The organism is Sphingomonas sp. ASV193, from assembly GCF_040203355.1.
Classification (GTDB): Bacteria; Pseudomonadota; Alphaproteobacteria; order Sphingomonadales; family Sphingomonadaceae; genus Sphingomicrobium.
Genome location: NZ_JBEHBW010000006.1, coordinates 36,541 through 57,423, shown reverse-complemented (window position 1 = coordinate 57,423; position 20,883 = coordinate 36,541). Strand labels below are relative to the sequence as shown.

At 69.9% G+C, this 20,883-nt stretch carries 23 protein-coding genes; 6 read left to right on the top strand and 17 right to left on the bottom strand.

Going from position 1 to position 20,883, the window contains the following annotated elements; translation table 11 throughout:
* Positions 1–16: 16 nt before the first annotated feature.
* The 8 genes from ABDK56_RS11405 to ABDK56_RS11370 are packed head-to-tail and all read right to left on the bottom strand — an operon-like array spanning position 17 to position 8,125.
* Positions 17–1,192, bottom strand: a complete 1,176-nt coding sequence (locus ABDK56_RS11405; protein ID WP_349808403.1) for a dihydrolipoamide acetyltransferase family protein — start codon at positions 1,190–1,192, stop codon at positions 17–19.
* Between the two features lie 2 nt (positions 1,193–1,194).
* Positions 1,195–3,246 carry an alpha-ketoacid dehydrogenase subunit alpha/beta gene (locus ABDK56_RS11400; protein WP_349808402.1) on the bottom strand — a complete coding sequence of 684 codons (2,052 nt, stop codon included), beginning with the start codon at positions 3,244–3,246 and terminating at the stop codon, positions 1,195–1,197.
* Positions 3,239–4,432, bottom strand: coding sequence for an amino acid aminotransferase (locus ABDK56_RS11395; protein ID WP_349808401.1), 1,194 nt, complete (start codon positions 4,430–4,432; stop codon positions 3,239–3,241). The genes ABDK56_RS11400 and ABDK56_RS11395 overlap by 8 nt, the downstream gene beginning before the upstream one ends.
* A gap of 45 nt (positions 4,433–4,477) precedes the next feature.
* Complete coding sequence (locus ABDK56_RS11390) at positions 4,478–5,548, bottom strand: 2Fe-2S iron-sulfur cluster-binding protein (RefSeq protein ID WP_349808400.1); 1,071 nt, start codon at positions 5,546–5,548, stop codon at positions 4,478–4,480.
* A complete protein-coding gene (paaC, locus tag ABDK56_RS11385; RefSeq protein ID WP_349808399.1) occupies positions 5,548–6,387 on the bottom strand; it encodes a 1,2-phenylacetyl-CoA epoxidase subunit PaaC in 840 nt (279 codons plus the stop codon). The genes ABDK56_RS11390 and paaC overlap by 1 nt, the downstream gene beginning before the upstream one ends.
* On the bottom strand, positions 6,387–6,668 hold the full coding sequence (gene paaB / locus ABDK56_RS11380) for a 1,2-phenylacetyl-CoA epoxidase subunit PaaB (RefSeq protein WP_349808398.1): 282 nt from the start codon (positions 6,666–6,668) through the stop codon (positions 6,387–6,389). The genes paaC and paaB overlap by 1 nt, the downstream gene beginning before the upstream one ends.
* Positions 6,669–6,688: 20 nt before the next feature.
* On the bottom strand, positions 6,689–7,672 hold the full coding sequence (paaA, locus tag ABDK56_RS11375; RefSeq protein ID WP_349808397.1) for a 1,2-phenylacetyl-CoA epoxidase subunit PaaA: 984 nt from the start codon (positions 7,670–7,672) through the stop codon (positions 6,689–6,691).
* A gap of 9 nt (positions 7,673–7,681) precedes the next feature.
* Entirely contained in the window at positions 7,682–8,125 is a 444-nt protein-coding gene (locus ABDK56_RS11370; protein ID WP_349808396.1) for a hypothetical protein, read from the bottom strand.
* A gap of 74 nt (positions 8,126–8,199) precedes the next feature.
* On the opposite strand from ABDK56_RS11370, the gene paaG reads away from it, so the two are divergent.
* Positions 8,200–8,982: a 2-(1,2-epoxy-1,2-dihydrophenyl)acetyl-CoA isomerase PaaG gene (gene paaG / locus ABDK56_RS11365; protein ID WP_349808395.1), complete on the top strand. Its 783-nt coding sequence runs from the start codon at positions 8,200–8,202 to the stop codon at positions 8,980–8,982.
* On the opposite strand, the gene ABDK56_RS11360 is transcribed toward paaG, so the two are convergent.
* The gene (locus ABDK56_RS11360) at positions 8,979–9,452 is read right to left on the bottom strand and encodes a hypothetical protein (RefSeq protein ID WP_349808394.1); all 474 of its coding nucleotides are present in this window, start codon (positions 9,450–9,452) and stop codon (positions 8,979–8,981) included. The two genes, paaG and ABDK56_RS11360, sit on opposite strands and share 4 nt — an antisense overlap.
* A 106-nt stretch (positions 9,453–9,558) precedes the next feature.
* On the opposite strand from ABDK56_RS11360, the gene paaZ reads away from it, so the two are divergent.
* Positions 9,559–11,559 carry a phenylacetic acid degradation bifunctional protein PaaZ gene (gene paaZ / locus ABDK56_RS11355; RefSeq protein ID WP_349808393.1) on the top strand — a complete coding sequence of 667 codons (2,001 nt, stop codon included), beginning with the start codon at positions 9,559–9,561 and terminating at the stop codon, positions 11,557–11,559.
* 53 nt (positions 11,560–11,612) lie between these two features.
* A complete protein-coding gene (locus ABDK56_RS11350; RefSeq protein WP_349808392.1) occupies positions 11,613–12,047 on the top strand; it encodes a CBS domain-containing protein in 435 nt (144 codons plus the stop codon).
* 57 nt (positions 12,048–12,104) lie between these two features.
* Here ABDK56_RS11350 and ABDK56_RS11345 read toward each other — a convergent pair whose 3' ends face one another.
* Genes ABDK56_RS11345 through ABDK56_RS11325 form a run of 5 tightly spaced genes read right to left on the bottom strand, consistent with a single transcriptional unit; the run spans position 12,105 to position 14,523 of the window.
* Positions 12,105–12,638, bottom strand: coding sequence for a F0F1 ATP synthase subunit B family protein (locus ABDK56_RS11345; protein WP_349808391.1), 534 nt, complete (start codon positions 12,636–12,638; stop codon positions 12,105–12,107).
* Positions 12,631–13,122: a F0F1 ATP synthase subunit B family protein gene (locus ABDK56_RS11340; RefSeq protein ID WP_349808390.1), complete on the bottom strand. Its 492-nt coding sequence runs from the start codon at positions 13,120–13,122 to the stop codon at positions 12,631–12,633. The genes ABDK56_RS11345 and ABDK56_RS11340 overlap by 8 nt, the downstream gene beginning before the upstream one ends.
* Before the next feature lie 49 nt (positions 13,123–13,171).
* Entirely contained in the window at positions 13,172–13,399 is a 228-nt protein-coding gene (locus tag ABDK56_RS11335; protein WP_349808389.1) for a F0F1 ATP synthase subunit C, read from the bottom strand.
* 37 nt (positions 13,400–13,436) lie between these two features.
* Complete coding sequence (locus ABDK56_RS11330) at positions 13,437–14,207, bottom strand: F0F1 ATP synthase subunit A (protein WP_349808388.1); 771 nt, start codon at positions 14,205–14,207, stop codon at positions 13,437–13,439.
* 7 nt (positions 14,208–14,214) lie between these two features.
* Positions 14,215–14,523, bottom strand: a complete 309-nt coding sequence (locus ABDK56_RS11325; RefSeq protein WP_349808387.1) for an AtpZ/AtpI family protein — start codon at positions 14,521–14,523, stop codon at positions 14,215–14,217.
* Positions 14,524–14,708: 185 nt separating this feature from the next.
* Here ABDK56_RS11325 and ABDK56_RS11320 point away from each other — a divergent pair, with 185 nt between their 5' ends.
* Complete coding sequence (locus ABDK56_RS11320) at positions 14,709–15,521, top strand: DUF4163 domain-containing protein (RefSeq protein ID WP_349808386.1); 813 nt, start codon at positions 14,709–14,711, stop codon at positions 15,519–15,521.
* On the opposite strand, the gene ABDK56_RS11315 is transcribed toward ABDK56_RS11320, so the two are convergent.
* The 3 genes from ABDK56_RS11315 to ABDK56_RS11305 are packed head-to-tail and all read right to left on the bottom strand — an operon-like array spanning position 15,518 to position 19,405.
* Positions 15,518–15,871, bottom strand: a complete 354-nt coding sequence (locus tag ABDK56_RS11315) for a YdbL family probable chaperone protein (RefSeq protein WP_349808385.1) — start codon at positions 15,869–15,871, stop codon at positions 15,518–15,520. The genes ABDK56_RS11320 and ABDK56_RS11315 overlap by 4 nt on opposite strands.
* Before the next feature lie 14 nt (positions 15,872–15,885).
* On the bottom strand, positions 15,886–16,113 hold the full coding sequence (locus ABDK56_RS11310) for a YnbE family lipoprotein (protein ID WP_349808384.1): 228 nt from the start codon (positions 16,111–16,113) through the stop codon (positions 15,886–15,888).
* A gap of 13 nt (positions 16,114–16,126) precedes the next feature.
* The gene (locus ABDK56_RS11305) at positions 16,127–19,405 is read right to left on the bottom strand and encodes an intermembrane phospholipid transport protein YdbH family protein (protein ID WP_349808383.1); all 3,279 of its coding nucleotides are present in this window, start codon (positions 19,403–19,405) and stop codon (positions 16,127–16,129) included.
* 89 nt (positions 19,406–19,494) lie between these two features.
* On the opposite strand from ABDK56_RS11305, the gene radC reads away from it, so the two are divergent.
* Positions 19,495–20,184: a RadC family protein gene (radC, locus tag ABDK56_RS11300; protein WP_349808382.1), complete on the top strand. Its 690-nt coding sequence runs from the start codon at positions 19,495–19,497 to the stop codon at positions 20,182–20,184.
* 81 nt (positions 20,185–20,265) lie between these two features.
* The gene (locus ABDK56_RS11295) at positions 20,266–20,796 is read left to right on the top strand and encodes a hypothetical protein (RefSeq protein ID WP_349808381.1); all 531 of its coding nucleotides are present in this window, start codon (positions 20,266–20,268) and stop codon (positions 20,794–20,796) included.
* The last annotated feature ends 87 nt before the right edge of the window (positions 20,797–20,883 follow it).

The following is a 20,883-nucleotide window of genomic DNA, read 5'->3' as shown; positions in this document are numbered from 1 at the left end:
CCCAAGCCCATCGGGGCTAGGCTTCGGGCCAGCTTTCCAGGATCTCGACGAAGCGGGTCAGCCAGGCGTTGGTCTGGTGCCCGTCGACCACGCGATGGTCGATGGTCAGCGTGACATAGGCCATCGGCCGGATCAGGATCGCGTCGGCGCCGTCGACCGTCCGCACCACCACCCGCTTCTCGAGCTTGCCGACCCCGAGGATCGCCGCCTGCCCGGCGTGGAGGATGATCGGCGCCGCGAGCAGCGAGCCCGACACGCCGTGGTTCGAAATGGTGAAGCTGCCCCCGCTGACGTCGGCGCCGGTTAGCTTGCCCTCGCGCGCCCGGCGGGTGAGGTCGTCGAGCGCCGCGCCGATCGCTTCGAGCGCCAGTGCGCCCGCGTCGCGCACGACCGGGACGACCAACCCCTTGTCGCCGAGCGCGGTGCCGACCCCGACGTTGACGGTCGGCGACACCGCGATCCGGTCGGCTTCCCAGCGCCCGTTGATCGCCGGGGCGACCGCCATCGCCGCGGCGGCCGCCTTGACGAGATAGGCGGTGTAGCTGAGCTTCACCCCCCGCGCCGCCATCGCCGCCTTGTGCGCGGCGACCGCGGTGAAGTCGGCCTCGAACAGCGCGGTGACGTGTGGCGCCTCGCCGACCGCGCGCACCATGTTCTCGGCGATCTTCACCCGCATCCGGTCGTGCGGCACGTCGGTGGCCGTGAGCGGCGCGGCGCCGGTGTTCGACGGCGCGATCTGGCCGCCCCCCGCCACCAGCCGGTCGATGTCGTCACGGGTGATCCGCCCGCCGCGCCCGGTGCCCGACAGGCTCGACACATCGATGCCATGCTGCCGCACCGCGCGCTTGACCGATGGCGACAGCCGCGTTTCGACCGCGCCCGGCGGCCTCGCCGCCACAGGCGATGCAGCAGCCGTTGGCGCGGTAGCGCGCTCGGTCGGCGCCGTCGCCCGCCCCTCCCCCGCCGGGTCGATCCGCGCGAGCAGCGCGCCGGGCACCGCCTCGTCGTCGGTCGACAGCAAGATCTCGGCCAGCACCCCCGCCGCGGGCGAGGGCACTTCCTGGGTCACCTTGTCGGTTTCGAGCTCGACCAGCGGGTCGTTGACCGCGACCAACTCGCCGACCTGCTTGAGCCAGCCGCGGACGACCGCCTTCGTCCCTTCCTGCTCGTCGGGAACGGTTACGTCGATCATCGTCAATACCCCACCAGCCGGTCGATCTCGGCACGGATCCGCGCAACGCTCGGCACCGCCCATTCAAGCAGGCTGGGGTGATGCGGGCTCGGGATGTCGGGCATCGTCACCCGCGCGACCGGCGCGTCGAGGTCGAGGAACGCCTCGTCCGCCACCACCGCCGCGATCTCGGCCCCGAAACCGCCGGTGCGCAAATCCTCGTGAACGATCAGGCAACGCCGGGTGCGCGCGACGCTTTCGAGCACCGTCTCGCGGTCCCACGGCATCAGCGTGCGAAGGTCGATCACGTCGGCGCTGACGCCCTCGGCCGCTGCCTCGCAGCGGGGGACCATCGCGCCCCACGTGACGATGGTGATCGCCTCGCCCTCGCGGGTCTTCTTCGCCTTGCCGAACGGCACGACGAAGCCGTCTCCCGGCCACGGCCGCCGCGCCCAGGCATCGTCGAGCATCGCGCGATGTTCGAAAAAGATCACCGGGTCGTGTCCGCGCAGGCTGGCGCGCAGCAGCCCGACCGCGTCCTCGGCGTTCGACGGCACCGCCACAAGCCAGCCGGGATTGTGGACGAACTGCACCTCGTTGGTCTGGCTGTGCCACGGGTCGCCGCACTTGAAGAAGCCGCCGGGAACGCGAAGCACCATCGGCGCGGCGAAGCGGTTGGCGGTGCGCCAGCGCATCGTCCCGCAGTCGTTGATCTGCTCGGTCGCCGGCTCGGCATATTTGCGGAACTGGATTTCGGGCACCGGCAGCAGCCCGGCGAGCGCCATTCCGACCGCTCGGCCGACGATGCCCTCCTCGTTGAGCGAGGTGTCGAACACCCGCTCGCGCCCATATTTGTCCTGCAGTCCGAGGGTCACCGCGTGGACCCCGCCCTTCGGCCCGACATCCTCGCCGAACACGCACATCCTCGGATTGGCGGCGAGTTCCTGGTCGAGCACGCGGCGGATCGCGGTGACCATGTTGATCCGCTGCCCGTCGGGCGCCGCGATTTCGGTCGTTCCGTCGAGCGACAGCCCCGCGCCGCCGCCGACCGCCGCCGGCTCGCCTTCGAAAAAGACGTTGCGCTCGACCCGCTCGGGCGGCGAGACCGCGCGCGCCTCGGCCTCGGCGCGCGCCGCGTCGACGGCGTGCGCGACGCGGGTTTCAAGCTCGTCCCACGCCATCGCGCCGAGCTGGCGGCCCTCGACGAACGCCTTGAGCTTCGGCAGCGGATCGCGCGCCCACTCGGCGGCGATCACTTCCTTCGGCTTGTACGCCTGGGTGTCCTGCGCGCTATGCCCTTCGAGCCGCGGCACGGTCAGGCGGAGCAGCGCGGGGCCGTTGCGCGCGCGCACATGGCCGACCGCTTCCTCGACCAGCCGCGACGCCTCGGCGGGGTCGGTGCCGTCGCCGTTCCAGATCGCCAGTCCGGTGAAGCTGGCGAGGTTGGCGGCGATGTCCTGCCCCGGGGTCTGGTAGTCCGAGGTGACCGAGATGCCGTAGCCATTGTCCTCGACGTAGAACAGCATCGGCAATTTTTGCGTTGTGGCAATGGTTAATGCCGACCAAAATCCCCCGGTCGCGCAGCTTGCGTCGCCGCCGAGAACGACGGCGATCGCGCCCGTGTCGGCCTCGCCGAGCACGCGCGCCTTGTAGGTAATCGCCTGCGCCCAGCCCGCCGCGGGCGTATATTGCGCCCCAACCCCGCCGCACATCGGGAGGGCATGCGCCCCGCCCGGATTGGGGTAGTTGAACACTACCCCGATATCGCGTCCGTCGCTGTAGCCGCCCTCGCGCCCCATGCCGCTGCCGAGCGCGTCGGCGATGTCGACGCCAAGCGCGAGCAGCAGCGGGCGCGAGCGATAATAGCCGCACGCCGCGTCGCCGTCGCGAAGCTGGAACCCCAAGAGCACCTGCGCCATGTCGTGGCCGCGCGCCGAGAATTGGTAGAGCACCTTCTTCGCCGGGACGAGCTCGCTTTCCTCGAGATGGTCGAGCGCGCGGCTGGTCAGCACCAGTCGCGCGACCTCGGCCCAATCGAGCTGCGCCGCGTCGCGCCGAAAGTCGGCGTCAGCCATCGAGCGCGCCGACCACCGCGTCGATAAATCGCGGCAGCGCGGCGTCGGACATGCCGACGACGTTGAACCGCCCGCTGTCGGCCATGTAGATCGCATGTTCCTCGCGCAGGCCGCGCACCTGCGCGGCGCTCAGGGGAAGCATCGAGAACATGCCGTACTGGCGGCCGATGAACGCCAGCCGCGGGTCGGCGGCGGCGATCGTCGCGCGGACCTGGTTAAGCCGGTCGCGGATCGCGGCGAGTTCGCCCTCCCACTGCGCCTTGAGCGCCGGATCGTCGAGCACGATGCGGCACGCCGCCGCGCCATGATCGGGCGGCATCGACCACAGCGTCCGCGCCATCTGCATCGCATGGTCCATCGCCAGGGCCGCGCTCGCCGCGCTGCGCCCCTTGACGAACAAATTGCCGACGCGGTCGCGATAGACTCCGAAATTCTTGTCGCAGCTCTGCGCGACGATCGCCTCGTCGCACGCGTCGAGCACCATGCGCAGCCCCGCCGCATCCTCCTCGAGCCCGCGTCCGAGCCCCTGGTAGGCGATGTCGATGAACGGGATCAGCCCGCGCCGGCCAAGGGCCTCGGCGACGCGCGCCCATTCGTCCGCCGACAGGTCCGCCCCGGTCGGGTTGTGGCAGCAGCCGTGGAGCAGCACCACGTCGCCCGCCGCCGCGCCTTCGAGCGCCGCCATCATTGCGTCGAAGCGAAGCGCGCCCTGCGCCTTTTCGTAGTGGACATAATCCTGCTGCTTAAGCCCCGCGGCGGCGATGATCGGCGGATGGTTGGGCCAGGTCGGCGCACCGACATGGACCGTCGCGCCTGGCCGCGCGACCCGCAACAGCTGGAAGCCGAGCGCGAGCGCGCCGCACCCTCCCGGGGTCTGCAGCCCGACGATGCGGTCGTCGGCGGCGTGAGGACCGAGCAGGATCGGTCGGATGAGATCGGTGAAGCGCGCGTCGCCGCGCATGCCGAGATAGGCCTTGGTCTGCTGGCTTTCGAGCAGCCGCCGCTCGCCTTCCTTGACCGCGCCGGGGATCGGGGTGTTGCCCGCGCCGTCGCGGAACACGCCGACGCCGACGTCGATCTTGTCCTCGCGCGGGTCGGCGCGGTGCATGGCGATGAGCGCGAGCAGCGCGTCGGGCTGGATCGCGGGAAGCGAGTCGAACAGCGTGTCGTGGGCGTCGGTCAGCATGGCGCCGCCTCTAGCCTAGTGAACCGCGCCCGTCACGCCCGCCGATCAGGCGTCGTAATCGAGCGCCACCCCGTCCCCGACCGGAACCGACTGGCAGGTCAGCACATAGCCCGCCGCGACTTCCTCGTCGGTCAGGCCGTAGCGCGCCGCCATCTCGACCTTGCCCATGGTCACCCGGGCGCGGCAGGTCGCGCACACCCCCGCCTTGCACGCGAACGGCGCGGGCAGCCCCGCCTCGCGCGCGCTGTCGAGGATGTTCCTGCCGTCGAACGCGATCTTGCGGGTGCGTCCGTCGAGCGTGACGCTGAGCATCTGCCCCGCCGCCTCGTCCTGCAGCTTCGCCAGCGCCGCCGCCGCCGCCGCCGAGGGGCGCCCGGCGGTGAACCGCTCGATATGGATCCGCTCGGGCGCCGCCCCCGCCGCGAGGATCGCCGCCTCGGCCGAGTCCATCATCGGCCCCGGTCCGCACACGAACCAGGCGTCGACCTCGCCCGGCGCCTCGACCAGCGCGGCGATCGCGGCGTCGCAGGTCGCGCGGTCGAGCATCCCGTTGAACAGGGCGACGTCGCCCTCTTCGTCGGCGAGGAAATGGTAGAGCTCGAACCGCCCGATGTAGCGGTCCTTTAGGTCGGCCAACGCTTCGAGGAAGATCACCGATGCCGAATCGCGGTTGCCGTAAAACAGGGTGAAGCGGCTGTCGGCCTCGGTCTCGAGCGCGGTGCGTATAAGGCTCATCACCGGGGTTATCCCGCTCCCGCCCGCGAAGGCGACGTAGCGCCGCGCCGCTCCCGCCTCGAACGGGTGGGTGAAGCTGCCGTGCGGAGTCATCACGTCGAGCGTGTCGCCGACCTTGAGCGAATCGCCGACCCAGTTCGAAAAGGCGCCGCCGGCGATCCGCTTGACGGTCACGCGAAGCTCGCCCGCCGACGGCGCGACGCACAGCGAATAGTTGCGCCGCACTTCCTCGCCGCCGATCGTCGCGCGAAGCGTCAGATGCTGCCCCGCGCGAAAGGCGAACGCCGGGGCGAGCTCGGTCGGCACCTCGAAGCGGATCGAGTTGGCCTCGTCGGTCTCGGCGACGATCTGGGCCACGCGGAGCGCGTGAAATTTCTCCATTACCAGCGCGCGTCCGGGTAGCTGCGCGGCAGGTACTGCATCACCGCGAGCAGGTGACCGAGATGCTCGCTGTGATGCCCGCGCCGCCCGCCGAGGATCGGCCGCTGGTCGGCGGGCGCGGCGAGCCTCGCCTCGGCCAGCACCGCCGCGATACTTGCGTCATAGTCGTCGCGAAGCGCCCGCGGATCCGCCGCGATCCCGCGCCCGATCAGCGCCCCGAGCGTCTCGTCGACCTCGAACAGCTCGGGCACGAACCGCCAGCACCAGTCGAGCCCCTCGGCCATCCGCCGCGCGCTCTCCTCGGTCCCGTCGCCGAGCCGGATCGTCCATTCGGCGGCCAGCTCGCGGTGGTAGGCGATTTCCTTGACCGCCTTCGCCGCGACCGCCGCGATCCCCTCGTGGGCCGACCCGGCAAGGTCGCGATAAAGGAGCTGCGCGTAGGTCGACCACAAGAGGTGCCGCGCGATCGTCCGCGCGAAATCGCCGTTGGGCTGTTCGACAAGCCAGCAGTTGCGAAAATCGAGCACGTCGCGGCGGAATGCCAGCCGGTCGGCCCCCTCGTCGCTCCCGCCCGCCAGAACGAGGAAGTTGGTCGCCTGCCCGATCAGGTCGAGCGACAGGTTGGCGAGGCTGAGGTCGACCTCGAGCGCAGGGGCGTGCCCGCACCATTCGCTAAGCCGCTGGCCGAGCACCAGCGCGTCGTCGCCCAGCCGCAACAGGTAATCGAACAGCGGCGCGTCGTCGGCGCTAAGCGCGGGCGCGTCGAACGCCCCGCTGTCGCTCGCGCGCTCGGCCTTTGCTTCGACGTCCTTTTCGATCGTGGGAAGCGACGGCGCCATCAGATGTGCTTCACCACGTCGGGAATGTCGTAGAATGTCGGGTGGCGATAGACCTTGTCGGCGGCGGGTTCGAACAGCTCACCGGCCTGGTCGGGGTCGGACGCGACGATGTCGACCGACTTGACCACCCACAGGCTCACCCCTTCCTGCCGCCGGGTGTAGGTGTCGCGCGCGTGGGCGAGCGCGAGCTGCGCGTCAGGAGCATGAACGCTGCCGACATGGCGATGATTGAGACCACCCTTCGCACGGACGAACACCTCCCACAGCGGCCAGTCGGACATTCAACCTCTCCGGTAATTAATCAGGCCGCCGCGCGCGCCGCGCGCTTCGCCTCGTGCGCCGCCGCCGCCTCGCGGACCCAGGCGCCCTGCTCCCACGCCTCGCGGCGCGCGGCCATGCGTTCCCTGGCGACCGGACCCTCGCCGCGCACCACGGCGTAGAATTCCTCCCAGTCGATCGCGCCGAAATCATGCCCGCCCTTGTCCTCGTTCCACTTGAGGTCGGGATCGGGGATGGTCAGCCCGAGGAAGTCGGCCTGCGGCTTGGTGATGTCGACGAATTTCTGACGAAGCTCGTCGTTGGTCTCGCGCTTGATCCGCCAGCGCATCGACCGCTCGGTATTGGGCGAATTGTCGTCGGGCGGGCCGAACATCATCAGGCTCGGCCACCACCAGCGGTTGAGCGCGTCCTGCGCCATCCGCTGCTGCGCCGCCGTCCCGTTGGCGAGCGCGATCATGATCTCGTAGCCCTGCCGCTGGTGGAAGCTCTCCTCCTTGCACACCCGCACCATCGCGCGGGCATAGGGGCCGTAGCTGGTGCGCTGCAGCGGCACCTGGTTCATGATCGCCGCGCCGTCGACCAGCCAGCCGATCGTGCCGATGTCGGCCCAGGTCAGCGTCGGATAGTTGAAGATCGTGCTGTACTTGGCCTTGCCCGAATGGAGCGCCTCGATCATCTGCTCGCGGCTGGTCCCCAGCGTCTCCGCCGCGCAGTAGAGGTAGAGACCGTGCCCGGCCTCGTCCTGCACCTTGGCCAGCAGGATCGCCTTGCGCCGAAGCGAGGGCGCGCGGGTGATCCAGTTGCCTTCGGGCAGCATGCCGACGATCTCGCTGTGCGCGTGCTGCGAAATCTGCCGCACCAGCGTCTTGCGATAGGCGTCGGGCATCCAGTCCTTGGGCTCGATGAACTCGTCCGCCGCCACCCGCGCCTCGAACGCCGCGACCAGCGCCGGGTCCTCGGCGACCTCGATCGGCGCCACCTTCTTGTCGAGTTCGGTCGTGTACATGGGGCCTATCTAGCGGCTCGGCGGCGTCGGTTCAAACGGGTCGGCCACGCATTGCCCGAAGGTCCGCAGCAAGTCGTCGCTCGGCATCCGGTCGTCGCGGCCGATCAGGGTGACCGTCCGCATCCCCGCACCGTCCTCCGTCATGACGGTCCTGAGGCTGCGGGCGACGCTGAAAGGAGGCTGGTAATTATCCTTGCTGACCGAGAAGGCGAGGCGGCGGTGCAGGCAGTCGGCGATGTCGCCCTTGCGCGCCTGCGTCCTTATCCGGACGATCTCGACGCGATGCCGGTTCGCCTCCTGGTCCGCGTGGCGGGCGATGATGATGAACAGAGCGACGAACAGGATCATCACCAGCCCGAGGACGAGCGGCAGCAGCCGTCCCGTTTCGAACAGGAACTGCGCATAGAGCCCGATCATCGAACGACCGGCGATCTGGTCGTCGCCTTCGCTCACCTAATCCTCGCGGCTGCCATCACCATCGCCAAAGACGCCTTCTTTCGACCGCTGACAAGCGTTACAGCCCGGCGATGGCTGACCGGACCGTCCTTTTCGAACACGCCGACCATGTCGCGCGGATCACCCTCAATCGGCCCGAGCGGCTGAACAGCTTCACCCGCGCGATGCATGCCGAGTTGCGCGACGCGCTCGCCGACCTCGGCGACGCGCGGGTGGTCGTCCTGACCGGCGCGGGGCGCGGCTTTTGCGCGGGACAGGACCTCAACGATCGCGCGGTCACCGCCGATTCGGGCCCGACCGACCTCGGCGAGACGGTCGAGCAATGCTGGAACCCGCTGGTCCGCGCGCTCGCCGAGCTGCCGCAGCCGGTGATCGCGCGGGTCAACGGCGTCGCCGCCGGGGCGGGCGCCAGCCTCGCGCTCGCCTGCGACCTCGTCGTCGCCGGTACCTCGGCCAGGTTCATCCAGAGCTTCGCCGCGCTCGGGCTGGTGCCCGATACCGGCGGCAGCTGGCACCTCGCCCGCCACCTCGGGCAGGCGCGCGCGATGGGGCTCGCACTGACCGGCGAGCCGCTCAACGCCGCGCGCGCCGCCGAGTGGGGCCTCATCTGGAAATGCGTCGACGACGAGGCGCTCGATGCCGAGGTCGACGCGCTCGCGGCGAAGCTCGCCGCCCTCCCCCCGCTCGGCCTCGCCGCGACCAAGGCGATGATCCGCACTAGCTGGAGCCGCACCCTCGACGCGGAGCTCGACCTGCAGCGTGACGAGATGCGCCGCCTCGGCTTCACCGACGACTATCGCGAGGGCGTCGCCGCCTTCCTCGCCAAGCGCCCCGCGACCTTTACCGGCCGCTAGCCGCCGAGCGCGAGGGCCACCGCCGCGCTCGTCTCGCCGAGCAGGTCGTAAGCCAGCCCGCCGATCGCGGTGGCGAGGACCGCCCCGACCGCCGCGGTCGCGGCATATTCGAGCGAGCGGCCGGCCAGCCGCGACTGTTCCGCCCGGACCGCGACCCCCGCCGCCGCGCGCCGCTCGCCGACCGGCGCCGCGACCTCGGCCGGGGGCGCCGAGTCGCGGATCAGCGAGGCGACCGCGATCCGGTCCCGCGCCGCGGCGCCGAAGCGGCGGCCGTTCGACCAGGTCACCCGCGCGACGATGACGTGGAGCCCGCGGCGGATCTCGACATAGGTGCCACGCCCCGGCGGGTCGGCGGCCTGCAGCCCGAGGCCGCGGCTCGACAGGTTGACGATGCACGCGTCGGACCAGCGCCCGTCGCAGCACAGCCGCGCCCGGATCAACACCTTTTGCCGTTCCTCGCGCGCCTTCATGGCCGCAGCGATGCCAGCCGCGCCTCGCCGCCGCCTTGCCATTCCCTCCAAAGCGGAGGCGGTTGGCGCCGTTGCCCTCGGCCGCCACGCCCGGCAAAGAGGCGCGATGAAGACCCCGCAACTGCTCAACTATGCCCAGGACCGGTGGATCGCCGGCGAGGGCGACCTCGCTACCCTGGTCAGTGCGATCGACGGCGCGCCGGTGGCGACAGCGGGCTCGGGCGGGCTCGATTTCGCCGCGATGCTCGCCCATGCGCGAAACGTCGGCGGCCCGGCGCTGCGGGCGATGACGTTCCACGAGCGGGCGCGGATGCTCAAAGGGCTCGGCCTCGCCATCATGGACGCGAAGGAACAGCTCTACGCGCTCAATGGCGCGACAGGTGCGACCCGCAAGGACGGCTGGATCGACATCGAAGGCGGGGCGATGACCCTCTTGAGCTTCTCGTCGAAGGGCCGCCGCGAACTGCCCGACGCGCACGTCCTGCTCGACGGCGCGCTCGAGCCGCTGAGCAAGCGCGGCAGCTTCGTCGGCCAGCACATCTGGACCTCGCTCACCGGCGCGGCGGTGCACATCAACGCGTTCAACTTCCCGGTGTGGGGAATGCTCGAAAAGCTCGCGCCGACGCTGCTCGCGGGCGTCCCGGCGATCGTCAAGCCGGCGAGCTCGACCAGCTACCTGACCGAGGCCGCGTTCCGTGTGATGGTCGACACCGGCCTCCTCCCCGTGGGCGCGGTCCAGCTGATCGTCGGCGGGGTCGGCGACCTGTTCGAACATTTGACCGGGCAGGACGTGGTCAGCTTCACCGGCTCGGCCGCGACCGCCGCCCGGCTCAAGAACCACCCGGCGGTGCTCCGCGAATCGGTGCGCTTCGTCGCCGAGCAGGACAGCCTCAACGCCTCGGTGCTCGGCCCCGACGCGGCGCCCGGAACCCCCGAGTTCGACCTGTTCGTCGCCGAGGTGGTGAGCGAGATGACCACCAAGGCGGGGCAGAAATGCACCGCGATCCGCCGCGCGCTCGCCCCCGCCGCGCACCTCGACGCGCTCGAGAGAGCGCTCGCCGCCAAGCTGGCCGAGGCGACCCCGGCGATGGGCACGCTCGTCTCGTGCAGCCAGCGCGACGATGTTCGCACGCAGGTGGCGAAGCTCGTCGCCTCGGGCGCGCGGGTGGTCCACGGCGACCCCGCCGCTACCCTCGGTGCCGACGGCGGCGCGGGGATGCCCCCCGTGCTGCTGCGCGCCGACGACCCGTGGACGGCAAGCGCGGTCCACGACGTCGAGGCGTTCGGCCCGGTCGCGACGATCATGCCCTACCGCGACCTCGCCGACGCGGTCGCGCTCGCCAATCGCGGCATGGGAAGCCTCGCGCTGTCGCTGTTCACCCACGACCCCGCCGCGGCGCGCAGCTTCATCCAAGGTGCCGCGCCGTTCCACGGGCGGATGCTGGTGATCAACCGCGACAATGCGCGGGAATCGACCGGCCACGGCTCGCCGCTCCCGGTGCTGGTCCATGGCGGTCCGGGCCGCGCCGGTGGCAGCGAGGAAATGGGGGGCACGCGCGGGCTTCACCATTACATGCAGCGCACCGCGATCCAGTCGACCCCGGCGATGATCGCCGCGATCGCCGAACAATATATCCCCGGCGCCCCCAAGAACGTCATCACCGACGCTCACCCGTTCCGCAAGCGGATGCGCGACCTTTCCATCGGCGACACGCTGGTCACCCCTTCCCGGACCGTCACCGTCGCGGACATCGAGCATTTCGCCGGATTCACCGGCGACACCTTTTACGCCCACATGGACGAGGAAGCGGCCAAGGCCTCGCCGATCTTCGAGGGGCGGGTCGCGCACGGCTACCTGATCCTCAGCTTCGCCGCGGGCCTGTTCGTCGATCCCGATCCGGGCCCGGTGCTCGCCAATACCGGGCTCGAAAATCTGCGCTTCCTGACCCCGCTCTATCCGGGCGATTCGATGCGGGTCGAACTCACCGTCCGCTCGAAATCGCTGAAGAGCGAGGAAACCGGGGTCGTCCGCTGGGCGGTCGAGGTCTTCAACCAGCGCGACGAACTGGTCGCCACCTACGACCTGCTGACCGAGAACCTGCCCTAGGGCCGGAACGCGCGACTCCCCCGCTTCGTTCGACCGGGCAGGAGGAGCGTAAAATGTCCCACAAGATCGAACAACTGATGACCCGCGAGGTCGAGACGGTCACCCCCGATGCGACCGTGCAGGAAGCGGCGGGATTCATGCTCCGCGCCGACACCGGCTCGATCCCGGTGTGCCACGGCGGCACCGTCGTCGGCATGATTACCGACCGCGACATCGCGGTGCGCGGCGTCGCGCTCGGGCGCGGCCCCGACTGCACGGTCGAGGAGCTGATGAGCCGCGATGTGGTTTGCGCGCGCGCCGGCGACGATACCGAGGCGGTCGCCCGCAAGATGAGCGAGGCGCAGGTCCGCCGCCTGCCCGTCCTTGACGACGCCGACCGGCTGGTCGGGATGATCAGCCTTGGCGACCTCAGCCGCGAGGCCGAACCCGAGACCGCGACCACCGCGCTCGAAGGCGTGTCGAGCGACGGCGGCGCCCACGAAGGCTAATGGAAAAGGCCCGGGAGACGATCCCGGGCCTTTCAAATTTTCGACAATCGAAGCGGGTCAGAGCCCGGCGATCGCCCGGTCGACCAGCGCCTTGTCGGCCTGTTCGTCGTGCGCGTCGGCGATCAGCTTGGCCGCCGCCGTCGTCGCCGCGCGCGCGGTCGCGGCGCGAATGTCGGCCACCGCCGCGCGTTCCTCGGCGGCGATCTTGTCCTCGGCCATGCGGGTGCGCCGCTCGACCAGCGCCTCGGCGTCGGTCTTGGCCTTTTCGAGCAGCGCCGCCGATTCGGCCTTCGCCCGCTCGACCATCGCCGCCGCTTCCTGGTCCGCCGCCGCCGCCTTGGCCTCATACTCGGACCGGAGCGCCTCGGCTTCCTTGCGCAGCGTCTCGGCCTCGGCGAGCTGCTCGCGGATCGTCGCGATTTTCGAATCGAGCGCCTTGCCGATCGCGGCGGGCACTTTCTTCCACAGCATGATTGCGAACACGACGACCATCGCCAGCGCGATCCACGCCGGCGGATCGAGCCCGAGCGCCTTGGGCTCGGGCGCCTCGGCGTGACCGGCCTCTTCGACCAGCGCGATGTAGTTAGCCATGGAGCGCCTCCTTGACCGCCGCCGACGCCGCCGCCGGCGAGGCCGTGACCCCGGCGACCTTGACGGCGATGTCGCTCGCCAGCTCGGCAGCCGCCGCCTCGATCTCGGCCAGCGCCGACTGGCGGCTCGCCTTGATCCGCGCCGCCGCCTCGGCCGCCCTGGCGTCGAGCTCGGCATCGGCCTTCGCCAGTCTCTCCTCGCTCGCCTTGGCGCCATCGGCCTTGGCCGCGCCGGTCAGCTTGTTCGCCTCGCCCCGGCTGGCGTCCATCGCCGCGCGATAGGCTTCCTCGACCTCGTCGGCCTTGGCCTTGGCCTGTTCGGCCGCCGCCAGGTCGGCCGCGATCTTGGCGTCACGGTCGTCCATCGTCGACTGGACCTTGGGCACCATGCCCTTGCCGATCACGAAGTAGAGAAATCCGAGGACGAGCACCATCCAGATCAGCTGGGAAAGCGCGACGTCGCCGAGTTGGGTTAGCTGAGGCATGGTTTCACCTGATGGGGCGGACCGTCGCCGGCCCGCCCGCACAATCTGCTTAGATCGCGTAGAGGATGATCATCGCGACGGCGAACGCCATCAGGCCGAGAAGCTCGGCGGCGGCGAAGCCGATGAACAGGCGGCCCTGCTGACCGTCGGCCGCACCCGGGTTGCGCAGCGCGCCTTGGAGGAACGAGCCGAAGACGTTGCCGACGCCGGCCGCAGCCGCGCCCACGCCAATCGCCGCGAGACCGGCACCGATAACCTTGGCAGAAGCGAGATCCATTTTAATACTCCCTAGAAAACCGTTTTGCGTGAAACACTTAGTGGAGATGCTCGGCGTCGTTGATGTACAGCGACGTCAGAAGCGCGAAGACGTAGGCCTGGATCGCGCCGACCAGCAGCTCGAGCGCGTTGATGAAGGCCACGAACAGGAAGCACAGCACCGAGATGGCATAGCCGCCACCCCCGGCATTCAATCCCTGGACGATGAAGTTGCCGAACACCTCGAGCAGGATGTGCCCCGCGAACATCGCGATGAACGGCCGAAGCCCGAGGCTGAACGGGCGGATGCAGAAGCTCAGGAACTCGATCAGCGAGATCGGCGCGGCGAGCCCGACCGGGGTGTTCTTCGGCCAGAAGAGGGTGAAGAAATGGAGCCCGTGCTTCTTGAACCCGACGCCCAGCACGATCGCGAAGCTCAGCACGCTCATCAGCCCGGTGACGGTGAACTGGCTGGTGACGGTGAAGGCGTGGACCCCGGTCAGCGCGAACGGCATCGCGCCAATGAAATTGGCGAACAGGATGAACATGAAGGCGGTGAACACCCACGGAAGATATTTGCGCCCTTCCTTGCCGATCGATCCGACGACCATGTTGTCGACGAAGCCGACCAGCCCCTCGACCGCCATCTGCCAGCGGCCCGGGACCAGCTCGCGCTTCATCCCCATCAGCATGAAGCCGTAGATGCAGGCGAGGACGATCAGCATCCACAGCGCACTGTTGGTGAACACCAGCGCGCTTCCGTCCAGATGGCCCGCGATCGGGCTGATCTGGAACTGGTGCATCGGGTCGATCTTGCTTTCGGCCACCATCGCTCGCTTACGCCTTCTGCTTTCTCATCACGTTCATCACCGCGCCGGCGAAACCGACGAACATCAGCCCCAGCGCGATCCACGGCACGGTGCCAAGCAGCTTGTCGAGCCCGAACCCGATCAGGAAGCCGCCCAGCGGCATCCCGACGAGGTTCTGCGCGATCTGCCAGCCGGCCGACCGGACCGCCGTCACGCCCTCGGGCGAGGGGCGGCGATCCTTTTCGACCGCCTCCGCCCTGCGCAGCCGCTCGTCGAGCGAGGTCAGGCGCGAATCGGGCGGGCTTGCTCCCTGCTCGTCGTAGTCGTGGTCAGCCATGGTCCTGCGTCGACTTTCCCCATGTGCGTCGCGAACCCCTTACGTCGAAGGGCCCGCTTTCGCGAAAGGCAAGGAACATGGCGACGTTCAACCCCGCCAAGGCGCGGTCCCTTTAGGAATAGCGCCCGCCCGCGTCAACCGCCGTGGCGCTTTGCCGCCCGCGCCGATGGTGGCAATAAGGGGCAATGCGCCTGATCCTCCTCTGCCTCGCCGCGCTCGCCGGCGGCTGCCATTCGAAGGCGACCCACGACCGGCTCGCCAACGGCGAGGAGCTTACGCTCAACGACAGCGGTGCGGTGGTCGACGCCGCCCCGCGCCCGGCGACGCCCGCGGCGAAGGCGGGATCGCTCGAATCGAACGACGCGCTGCTGACGTCCTCGCTCAAATGGTCGGCCGAGGTCGCCGCCGTTCCCCTGCTGCTCGCGTCGATCAAGGCCGATTTCGCAAGGCAGCAGGCCGATTTGCGCAAGTCCGCCACCAAGGATCGCAAAAGCGCCAAAAGCGACGGGCGCGACTTCCACCCTTATGAACAGTCGCGCGACTACCGCACCGCGGGGCGATCGTCCGCGCTCCTGAGCCTGGCCGAGGACTGGTACGAATATACCGGCGGCGCGCACCCCAACCACGGGACGTCGGGGCTATTGTGGGACCGCGCCGCGAAACGACAGGTCAAGCCGATTGCCCTGTTCGCCCGCCCCGCCAACCGCGACGCACGGCTCAGGGCGCCCTATTGCGCGGCGCTCGAAGCCGAGCGGAAAAAACGCCGCGGGAACGAGCCCGACACCTTCTTCAGCGACTGCCCGAAGCTCGACGATCTCGCGCTCGTCCCGACCGACAAGTCTGGCGGCGGGCGCTTCGACACGATCCTGCTTCACGCCGACCCCTATGTCGCCGGCCCTTACGCCGAGGGCGATTACGACATCGAATTGCCGGTGACGGCCGCGCTCATCGCCGCGCTCAAGCCCGAGTGGCGCGCCAGCTTCGCGGCGGGGCGCTAGCCGCAATAATCCGGGCGCGGTGCCGCCTCGCCCGCCGCCCGGCGACGCCAGCCGCCGTCGCCGAGCAGATAGGACTGACCCACCGCGACGTCCGACAACAGCTTGCACGCGGCGGTGATGCCGACTTCCTGCGGGCTGACCCCCTTTTTCGCGGCGAGGTCAGAATAGAGCGCGCGCCGCTTGATATTGATCACCGCGACCGCGCGGCGGGTGCCCTCGTCGACCGGCCCCGCGACGCCAAGATAGCCGTCGAAGCGCTCGCCGACCGCGCCCGAGGCGCGCGCCGCCATCACCTGCGGGGTCCACTGCGCCGCCGCGGGCACCGCCGCCGCCGCGGCGAGCGCGGCCAATAGCCACGCCCTCCTCACTTGCTCGTCGCCGCCGGCGGCGTCGCCTTCTGGCCGAACGCGTCGGGGTTCTGGTTGATCAGCTGGTCGACGTCCTTCTGCAGCCTCACCACCACTTCCTGCCGGATGGTGACGTTGAGGTTGATCTCGATCGGCTTGTCGGGGGTCTTGACCGTCACGCAGCCGCCGAGCGCGAGCGCGCCGACGGCCACGGTCACGACGCCCCTTCCCTGTCCTGACTTCATGGCGTCTCTTCTCCTATTTCGCGGGATTGGCGGATGACGGCGGGTCGAGCTTGATGGTGGTCGTCGCGGCGGGCGCCGGATCGTCTTCCTTGCGGTTACGCACCTCGGTGACGATGCCGGGAATGTCCTCGAGCGGGCGTGGCAGCACGTCGCCGATCACGGTGCGGGGGTCGCGGAAGCTCTTGGCGGTGGCGATCAGCGCGCGGAACGGTCCCTTGATCGTGACATTGAATCTTAGCGGCAGCTTCCTGGTCACCGTGCGCAGCAGCTTGGCGCTGCCGCTCTGGCCCAGCCCGACCCCGTCGATCGCGATCCGCGTCGCGAACTCGCCGTCGAGCGCGCCGTCGAGCCGGATGATCATCGACCGGAACTTGAGGTCCTTGAGCGCGTCGAACGCGAACTTCGCCGCCAGCCCCGAGGCGGGCGACGGGCCGAGATAGCGAAGCTCGCCCCCCGGCGGCAGGCTGTCGAGCCGCCCGCCGACGATCCGCCCGCCGGTCTCGTCGAAGATCATCGGCAGCACGCCGTCGAACTTGCCGCTCGCGTCGAGCACGCCGAAGCCGAGCGAGGTGACGAAGGTATGCGCGTCGAGCCCGTGGACTTCGAAGGTCAGCCGCTTGGGCGCGGACTTGGCGAAGTTGAGCACCGTTTCCTGGAGCACCAGCGTCCCGCCCATGAACGGCCATTCGCCGCGCTCGATCTTGACCAGCTTGTCGGGGAGCAGCTGGTAGCGAACGACCCCGTTCTCGACGAGGATGCCGGGGTTGATGCTCGCCACCGTCAGCGACTGGCCCGGCGGCGTCTCGAGCCCGAGCAGGTCGCTGAAATGGATGGTGGTGTCGAGCCCGGTCACCGGCCCGAACGGCGCCGCGAGGTCGGTGTCGGCGATGTGGAAATCGCCGGTCGAGGCGACCTTGCCGTCGGGCCCCCACGCGATATGCCCCTTGCCGCTGACCTCGCCGTTGACCAGCGCGACGATCCCCTCGGCAAGCCGGGTGAGGTCGGTCGGCTGGAGTCCGCGGCTGGCGAAGCGGATGCCCGGTACGTCGAGGTCCGCGGTCCCCGCCCCGCTCGACAGGCGGTGGGCGATCGCGACGTCGGTCACTTTTATCCCGCTCGACGGCTGGAGCAGCGTGCCGGTCGCGCGCACCCAGTCGCCGGCGAGCGTCAGGTGCAGGTCGTTCGACTTGAGCGGATAGAAGCGCGACGGGTCGACCCGGTCGCTGACCGTCCCCGCCGTGTCGACGGTCAGCGTGCCGCGCGCATAGCCGAACCGCCCCGCCGCCTCGCTGACCATGATCGGCACCGCCCCGACCACGCCCTTGGCACCGCTAAAGCGCCCCGCGACCCCGGTCGCGGTGATCGTCCCGTTCAGCGCCGCGGCGTCGATGACGACCGGCTTGTCGGGCTTGCCGAGTCGCATCTCGGTCGCCGCCAGCGCGAACATCCTGTCGCCCAGCCGCGCCCGCGCCGCCGAAAGCGCGAGCGGCGACTTGCCGAGCGTCCCGTCGAGCCTCAGGTTGCGCGTCTCGGCCCCGATCCGCACTGGGCCGCCGGGCCGCTGGACGATGATCGCGCCGTCGGTCGGGCACAGCGGCAGCGCGGTGTTGCCGAGCCGGAGCGCGCCATATTGGAGCGCAGCGAAGCGCGCGTCGATGCAGCCCTCGCCGATCCGCAGCCCGACCGTCCCGCCGAACCGCCCGTCGAGCGGCATTCGGAGGCCGCGCACCGCCCCGCCGGGGAAGTCGCCGTCGAGCAGCGCGACGGTCGACACCCGCGTGCCGCCGTCGGGCAAGCCGCTGAACCGGACCGGGGCGAGCGCGAGCCGCGAGTTGCCAACCGCGTAGGGGGCGACGTCGGCGCTTCCCGTCAGCGGCCCGCCGCCGCGCGGCTGGTGGAGCGACACGCGCGCATCGGGCAGGCCACCGCCGCGGGTGGCGATATTGCTGTCGACCCGGATCTTGCCCGACGGCCAATAGTAGGTGATCCCGTCGCCGCCCGACACGTGCGCCTCGGCCCCGGTCGGCCCGCGCGCGTCGGCGCTTCGCACGCGCACCCCGCCGGTCCCCGGCCGGTTGACCAGCGCCAGCTTGCCGGTGACGTCGAGGTTCGAGGCGAAGGTCGCGATCGCCCCGCCCATCCGCTTGGCGAGCGGTCCGATCGGGGTCTTCGACGCGGCGTCGAGCGCGCCGGTCAGCCCCGCCGTCAGGCTGGGGTCGAGCTTAACCCTGCTCGCTCCGAAGTCGGCTGCCAGGTCGAGCGTCCCGTTGGTCGCGCCGAGCGCGTAGACCCCGTCGAGCCGGGTGCGGTCGGCGTAGATCCGCGCCAGCCGCGCCGCCTGCGCGGCGAGCCGAACCCGCCCGCCGGCGCGCGTCGGGCTGCCCTTGAAGCTGATGTCCCCAGTGGCATTGGCGATGCCGTTGACCCCGGCGGTCATCGACGCGAGCGACATCCGGCCCGAGCCGTCGAAAGTGTCGAACCCTTCCGAAAAATCGCTGTCGATCTGGAGCCGCGGCGCGGCGATCGCGAGGTTGCTGACCGGGCAGCCGAAGGCGCTCGCGCGGACCGGTCCGGTAACGTGCGGGCGACGCGCGGTGACCTTGACGATCAGGTCGGCGTGAAGGTCGTCGAGCACGCAGCGCCCCGGGGTCAGCCGCGCGCTTGCCGCCGCCGCCCGCCCCTCGAATCCGCCGCTCAGATTGCCGCGCCCCATCAGCGCGAAACCCAGCCGCCCGTACGGCGTGTCGAGCCGGATCGTCGAATCGGCGAGGTCGACGGTGATGTCGGGAAGCTTGAAAGGCTCCTTGTTCGCCGACGGCGCCGGGAGCAGCCTGTCGACCTGCCCGAAGCTCACACGGTTGCCGACCACCCTGGCATTGAGGTGAACCCCGCGCGCGTAGATCCGGTAGACCTCGATCCGCCCGGTCAGCAGGATCCGCATCTCGATCCGCGCGACCCGCGCAGTGAGGTCGGGATTGGCCGGGTCGCCGATCACCAGGTTCGACACCTGCTGTGTGCGAAGCCCGATCTTGTCGAGGTGATAGGTCGCGGTCACCCCGCGCTTTTCGAGCTCGCTCTCGAGGACGTTGTTGGCGATCGGCTTGCGCTCGATCCACAGCGCGACCGCCGCGGCGATGGCGAGCCCGAGGATGACCAGCAGCCCGAGCCTCGTCACCTTCCAAGCCGTATGCCAGCCGCTTCGCGAGCGCACGACGACGGGTTCGGCAAGGCCAGCCTCCCCAAGCTCCTCGGCGACTTCTGCCGGGAGGCCCTCGCCCTTCTCGACGCTCATACGCGCGAGGGTTAACCGTCCGCGCCGCCGACCGTTCCGCCACTGTACCGGATTGCCTTGCGCGCGTGACCGGCTAGCATCGCCCGGCGATGACCGCCGACCCGTCCCCCGCCAATCCCAACAGCGGCCACCGCGCCCGGCTTCGCCAGCGGCTGTTCGAGGGTGGCGACAGCGCGCTGCTCGACCATGAGCTGGTCGAGTATCTGCTCGCGCTCGCCATTCCCCGCCGCGACACCAAGGCACAGGCCAAGGCGCTGATCGCGCGGTTCGGCGGGATCGGGCCGCTGCTCGGCGCCGACGCCGATGCGCTTCGACGCGAGGGGCTCAGCGACGGGGTGATCGGCGCGCTCAAGATCGCCGAGGCGAGCGCGCGCCGCCTGCTCGAAACGCGGATCGAGGGCCGCCCGCTGCTGTCGAGCTGGGACGCGCTCGGCGACTATCTGCAGGCGACGATGGGCCATTCGGCGGTCGAGGAAGTGCGCATCCTGTTCCTCAACGCGAAGAACCTGCTGATCGCCAACGAGGCGCTGTGGCGCGGCAGCGTCGACGAGGCCGCGGTCCATGTCCGCGAGGTGATCGCCCGCGCGATCCAGCTCGGCGCGACGGCGCTGATCATCGTCCACAACCACCCCAGCGGCGACCCCAGCCCGAGCCAGCAGGACATCCGCCTGACCCGCGACCTGATCGAGGCGGGCCGCCACATCAAGGTGACCGTCCACGACCATGTCATCGTCGGCAGCCAGGGCCGCACCAGCATGAAGGCGATGGGGCTGATCTAGGGAACTTCCTTCCTCATGGCCTAGCGTCGCGGGAAGTGACATAAAGGTCGGACTGGTCCGCGTAACGGGGGGAGACGAACAATGGCCGACAATAGCGATGATCCGACTGGCGCCGACGCGGGGTCGCCGCCGAAGTTCATGCGAACGATACAGGGTTGGCTGATCGGCCTCGGCGGTATCGTGGCGGCCATATTGGCGCTCAAGTCGACGGCCCTGCCGCTGTTTTCCGGTCACGATCCGAAGCCCGCCGAACAGGCGCAAAGCGCGGACAAGTCGGCAGTCGACGATCCGACGCCGACGCCCGCCACGGTCGCGCAAGCTCCGCAGGCACCGCCGTCAACGCCGTCGCCGGCGACCGCCAAGGCGCTTCCCACCGTCTACCGGATTCCCGGCGGAAGCCTGTCGTTCGACGGGTCGAAATGGATCGAGGAAAACGACCAGAGCGTGAAGACCTTCCGCGAAGTGTCACGCAATTCGGACGGCAAGACGCTGCTCCGTGACGGCGATACCTATCTGCGCTTTCCCAACGATGGCGGTCCGGTCGAATATTCGGATGCCTATCCGGCGAACTGGCGCGAGATTTACGTCGCCGAACCGTCGGAGGCCAAATAGTCCGCCGCCGCACACTCGACGACCCAAGCCTGCGCAAACGCACCCGGTGACCCGCGATCCGGAGCGGCGGACGGCCAGCGGCGGAAA

Coding starts and splice junctions, on each gene's coding strand:
- radC (WP_349808382.1), top strand. CDS start 19,495: ATGACCGCCGACCCGTCCCCCGCCAATCCCAACAGCGGCCACCGCGCC.
- ABDK56_RS11395 (WP_349808401.1), bottom strand. CDS start 4,432: ATGCTGACCGACGCCCACGACACGCTGTTCGACTCGCTTCCCGCGATC.
- ABDK56_RS11390 (WP_349808400.1), bottom strand. CDS start 5,548: ATGGAGAAATTTCACGCGCTCCGCGTGGCCCAGATCGTCGCCGAGACC.
- ABDK56_RS11340 (WP_349808390.1), bottom strand. CDS start 13,122: ATGCCTCAGCTAACCCAACTCGGCGACGTCGCGCTTTCCCAGCTGATC.
- paaA (WP_349808397.1), bottom strand. CDS start 7,672: ATGTACACGACCGAACTCGACAAGAAGGTGGCGCCGATCGAGGTCGCC.
- ABDK56_RS11305 (WP_349808383.1), bottom strand. CDS start 19,405: ATGAGCGTCGAGAAGGGCGAGGGCCTCCCGGCAGAAGTCGCCGAGGAG.
- ABDK56_RS11330 (WP_349808388.1), bottom strand. CDS start 14,207: ATGGTGGCCGAAAGCAAGATCGACCCGATGCACCAGTTCCAGATCAGC.
- ABDK56_RS11295 (WP_349808381.1), top strand. CDS start 20,266: ATGGCCGACAATAGCGATGATCCGACTGGCGCCGACGCGGGGTCGCCG.
- ABDK56_RS11405 (WP_349808403.1), bottom strand. CDS start 1,192: ATGATCGACGTAACCGTTCCCGACGAGCAGGAAGGGACGAAGGCGGTC.
- ABDK56_RS11360 (WP_349808394.1), bottom strand. CDS start 9,452: ATGAAGGCGCGCGAGGAACGGCAAAAGGTGTTGATCCGGGCGCGGCTG.
- ABDK56_RS11310 (WP_349808384.1), bottom strand. CDS start 16,113: ATGAAGTCAGGACAGGGAAGGGGCGTCGTGACCGTGGCCGTCGGCGCG.
- paaG (WP_349808395.1), top strand. CDS start 8,200: ATGGCTGACCGGACCGTCCTTTTCGAACACGCCGACCATGTCGCGCGG.
- ABDK56_RS11400 (WP_349808402.1), bottom strand. CDS start 3,246: ATGGCTGACGCCGACTTTCGGCGCGACGCGGCGCAGCTCGATTGGGCC.
- ABDK56_RS11325 (WP_349808387.1), bottom strand. CDS start 14,523: ATGGCTGACCACGACTACGACGAGCAGGGAGCAAGCCCGCCCGATTCG.
- ABDK56_RS11345 (WP_349808391.1), bottom strand. CDS start 12,638: ATGGCTAACTACATCGCGCTGGTCGAAGAGGCCGGTCACGCCGAGGCG.
- paaZ (WP_349808393.1), top strand. CDS start 9,559: ATGAAGACCCCGCAACTGCTCAACTATGCCCAGGACCGGTGGATCGCC.
- ABDK56_RS11350 (WP_349808392.1), top strand. CDS start 11,613: ATGTCCCACAAGATCGAACAACTGATGACCCGCGAGGTCGAGACGGTC.
- ABDK56_RS11320 (WP_349808386.1), top strand. CDS start 14,709: ATGCGCCTGATCCTCCTCTGCCTCGCCGCGCTCGCCGGCGGCTGCCAT.
- ABDK56_RS11335 (WP_349808389.1), bottom strand. CDS start 13,399: ATGGATCTCGCTTCTGCCAAGGTTATCGGTGCCGGTCTCGCGGCGATT.
- paaB (WP_349808398.1), bottom strand. CDS start 6,668: ATGTCCGACTGGCCGCTGTGGGAGGTGTTCGTCCGTGCGAAGGGTGGT.
- paaC (WP_349808399.1), bottom strand. CDS start 6,387: ATGGCGCCGTCGCTTCCCACGATCGAAAAGGACGTCGAAGCAAAGGCC.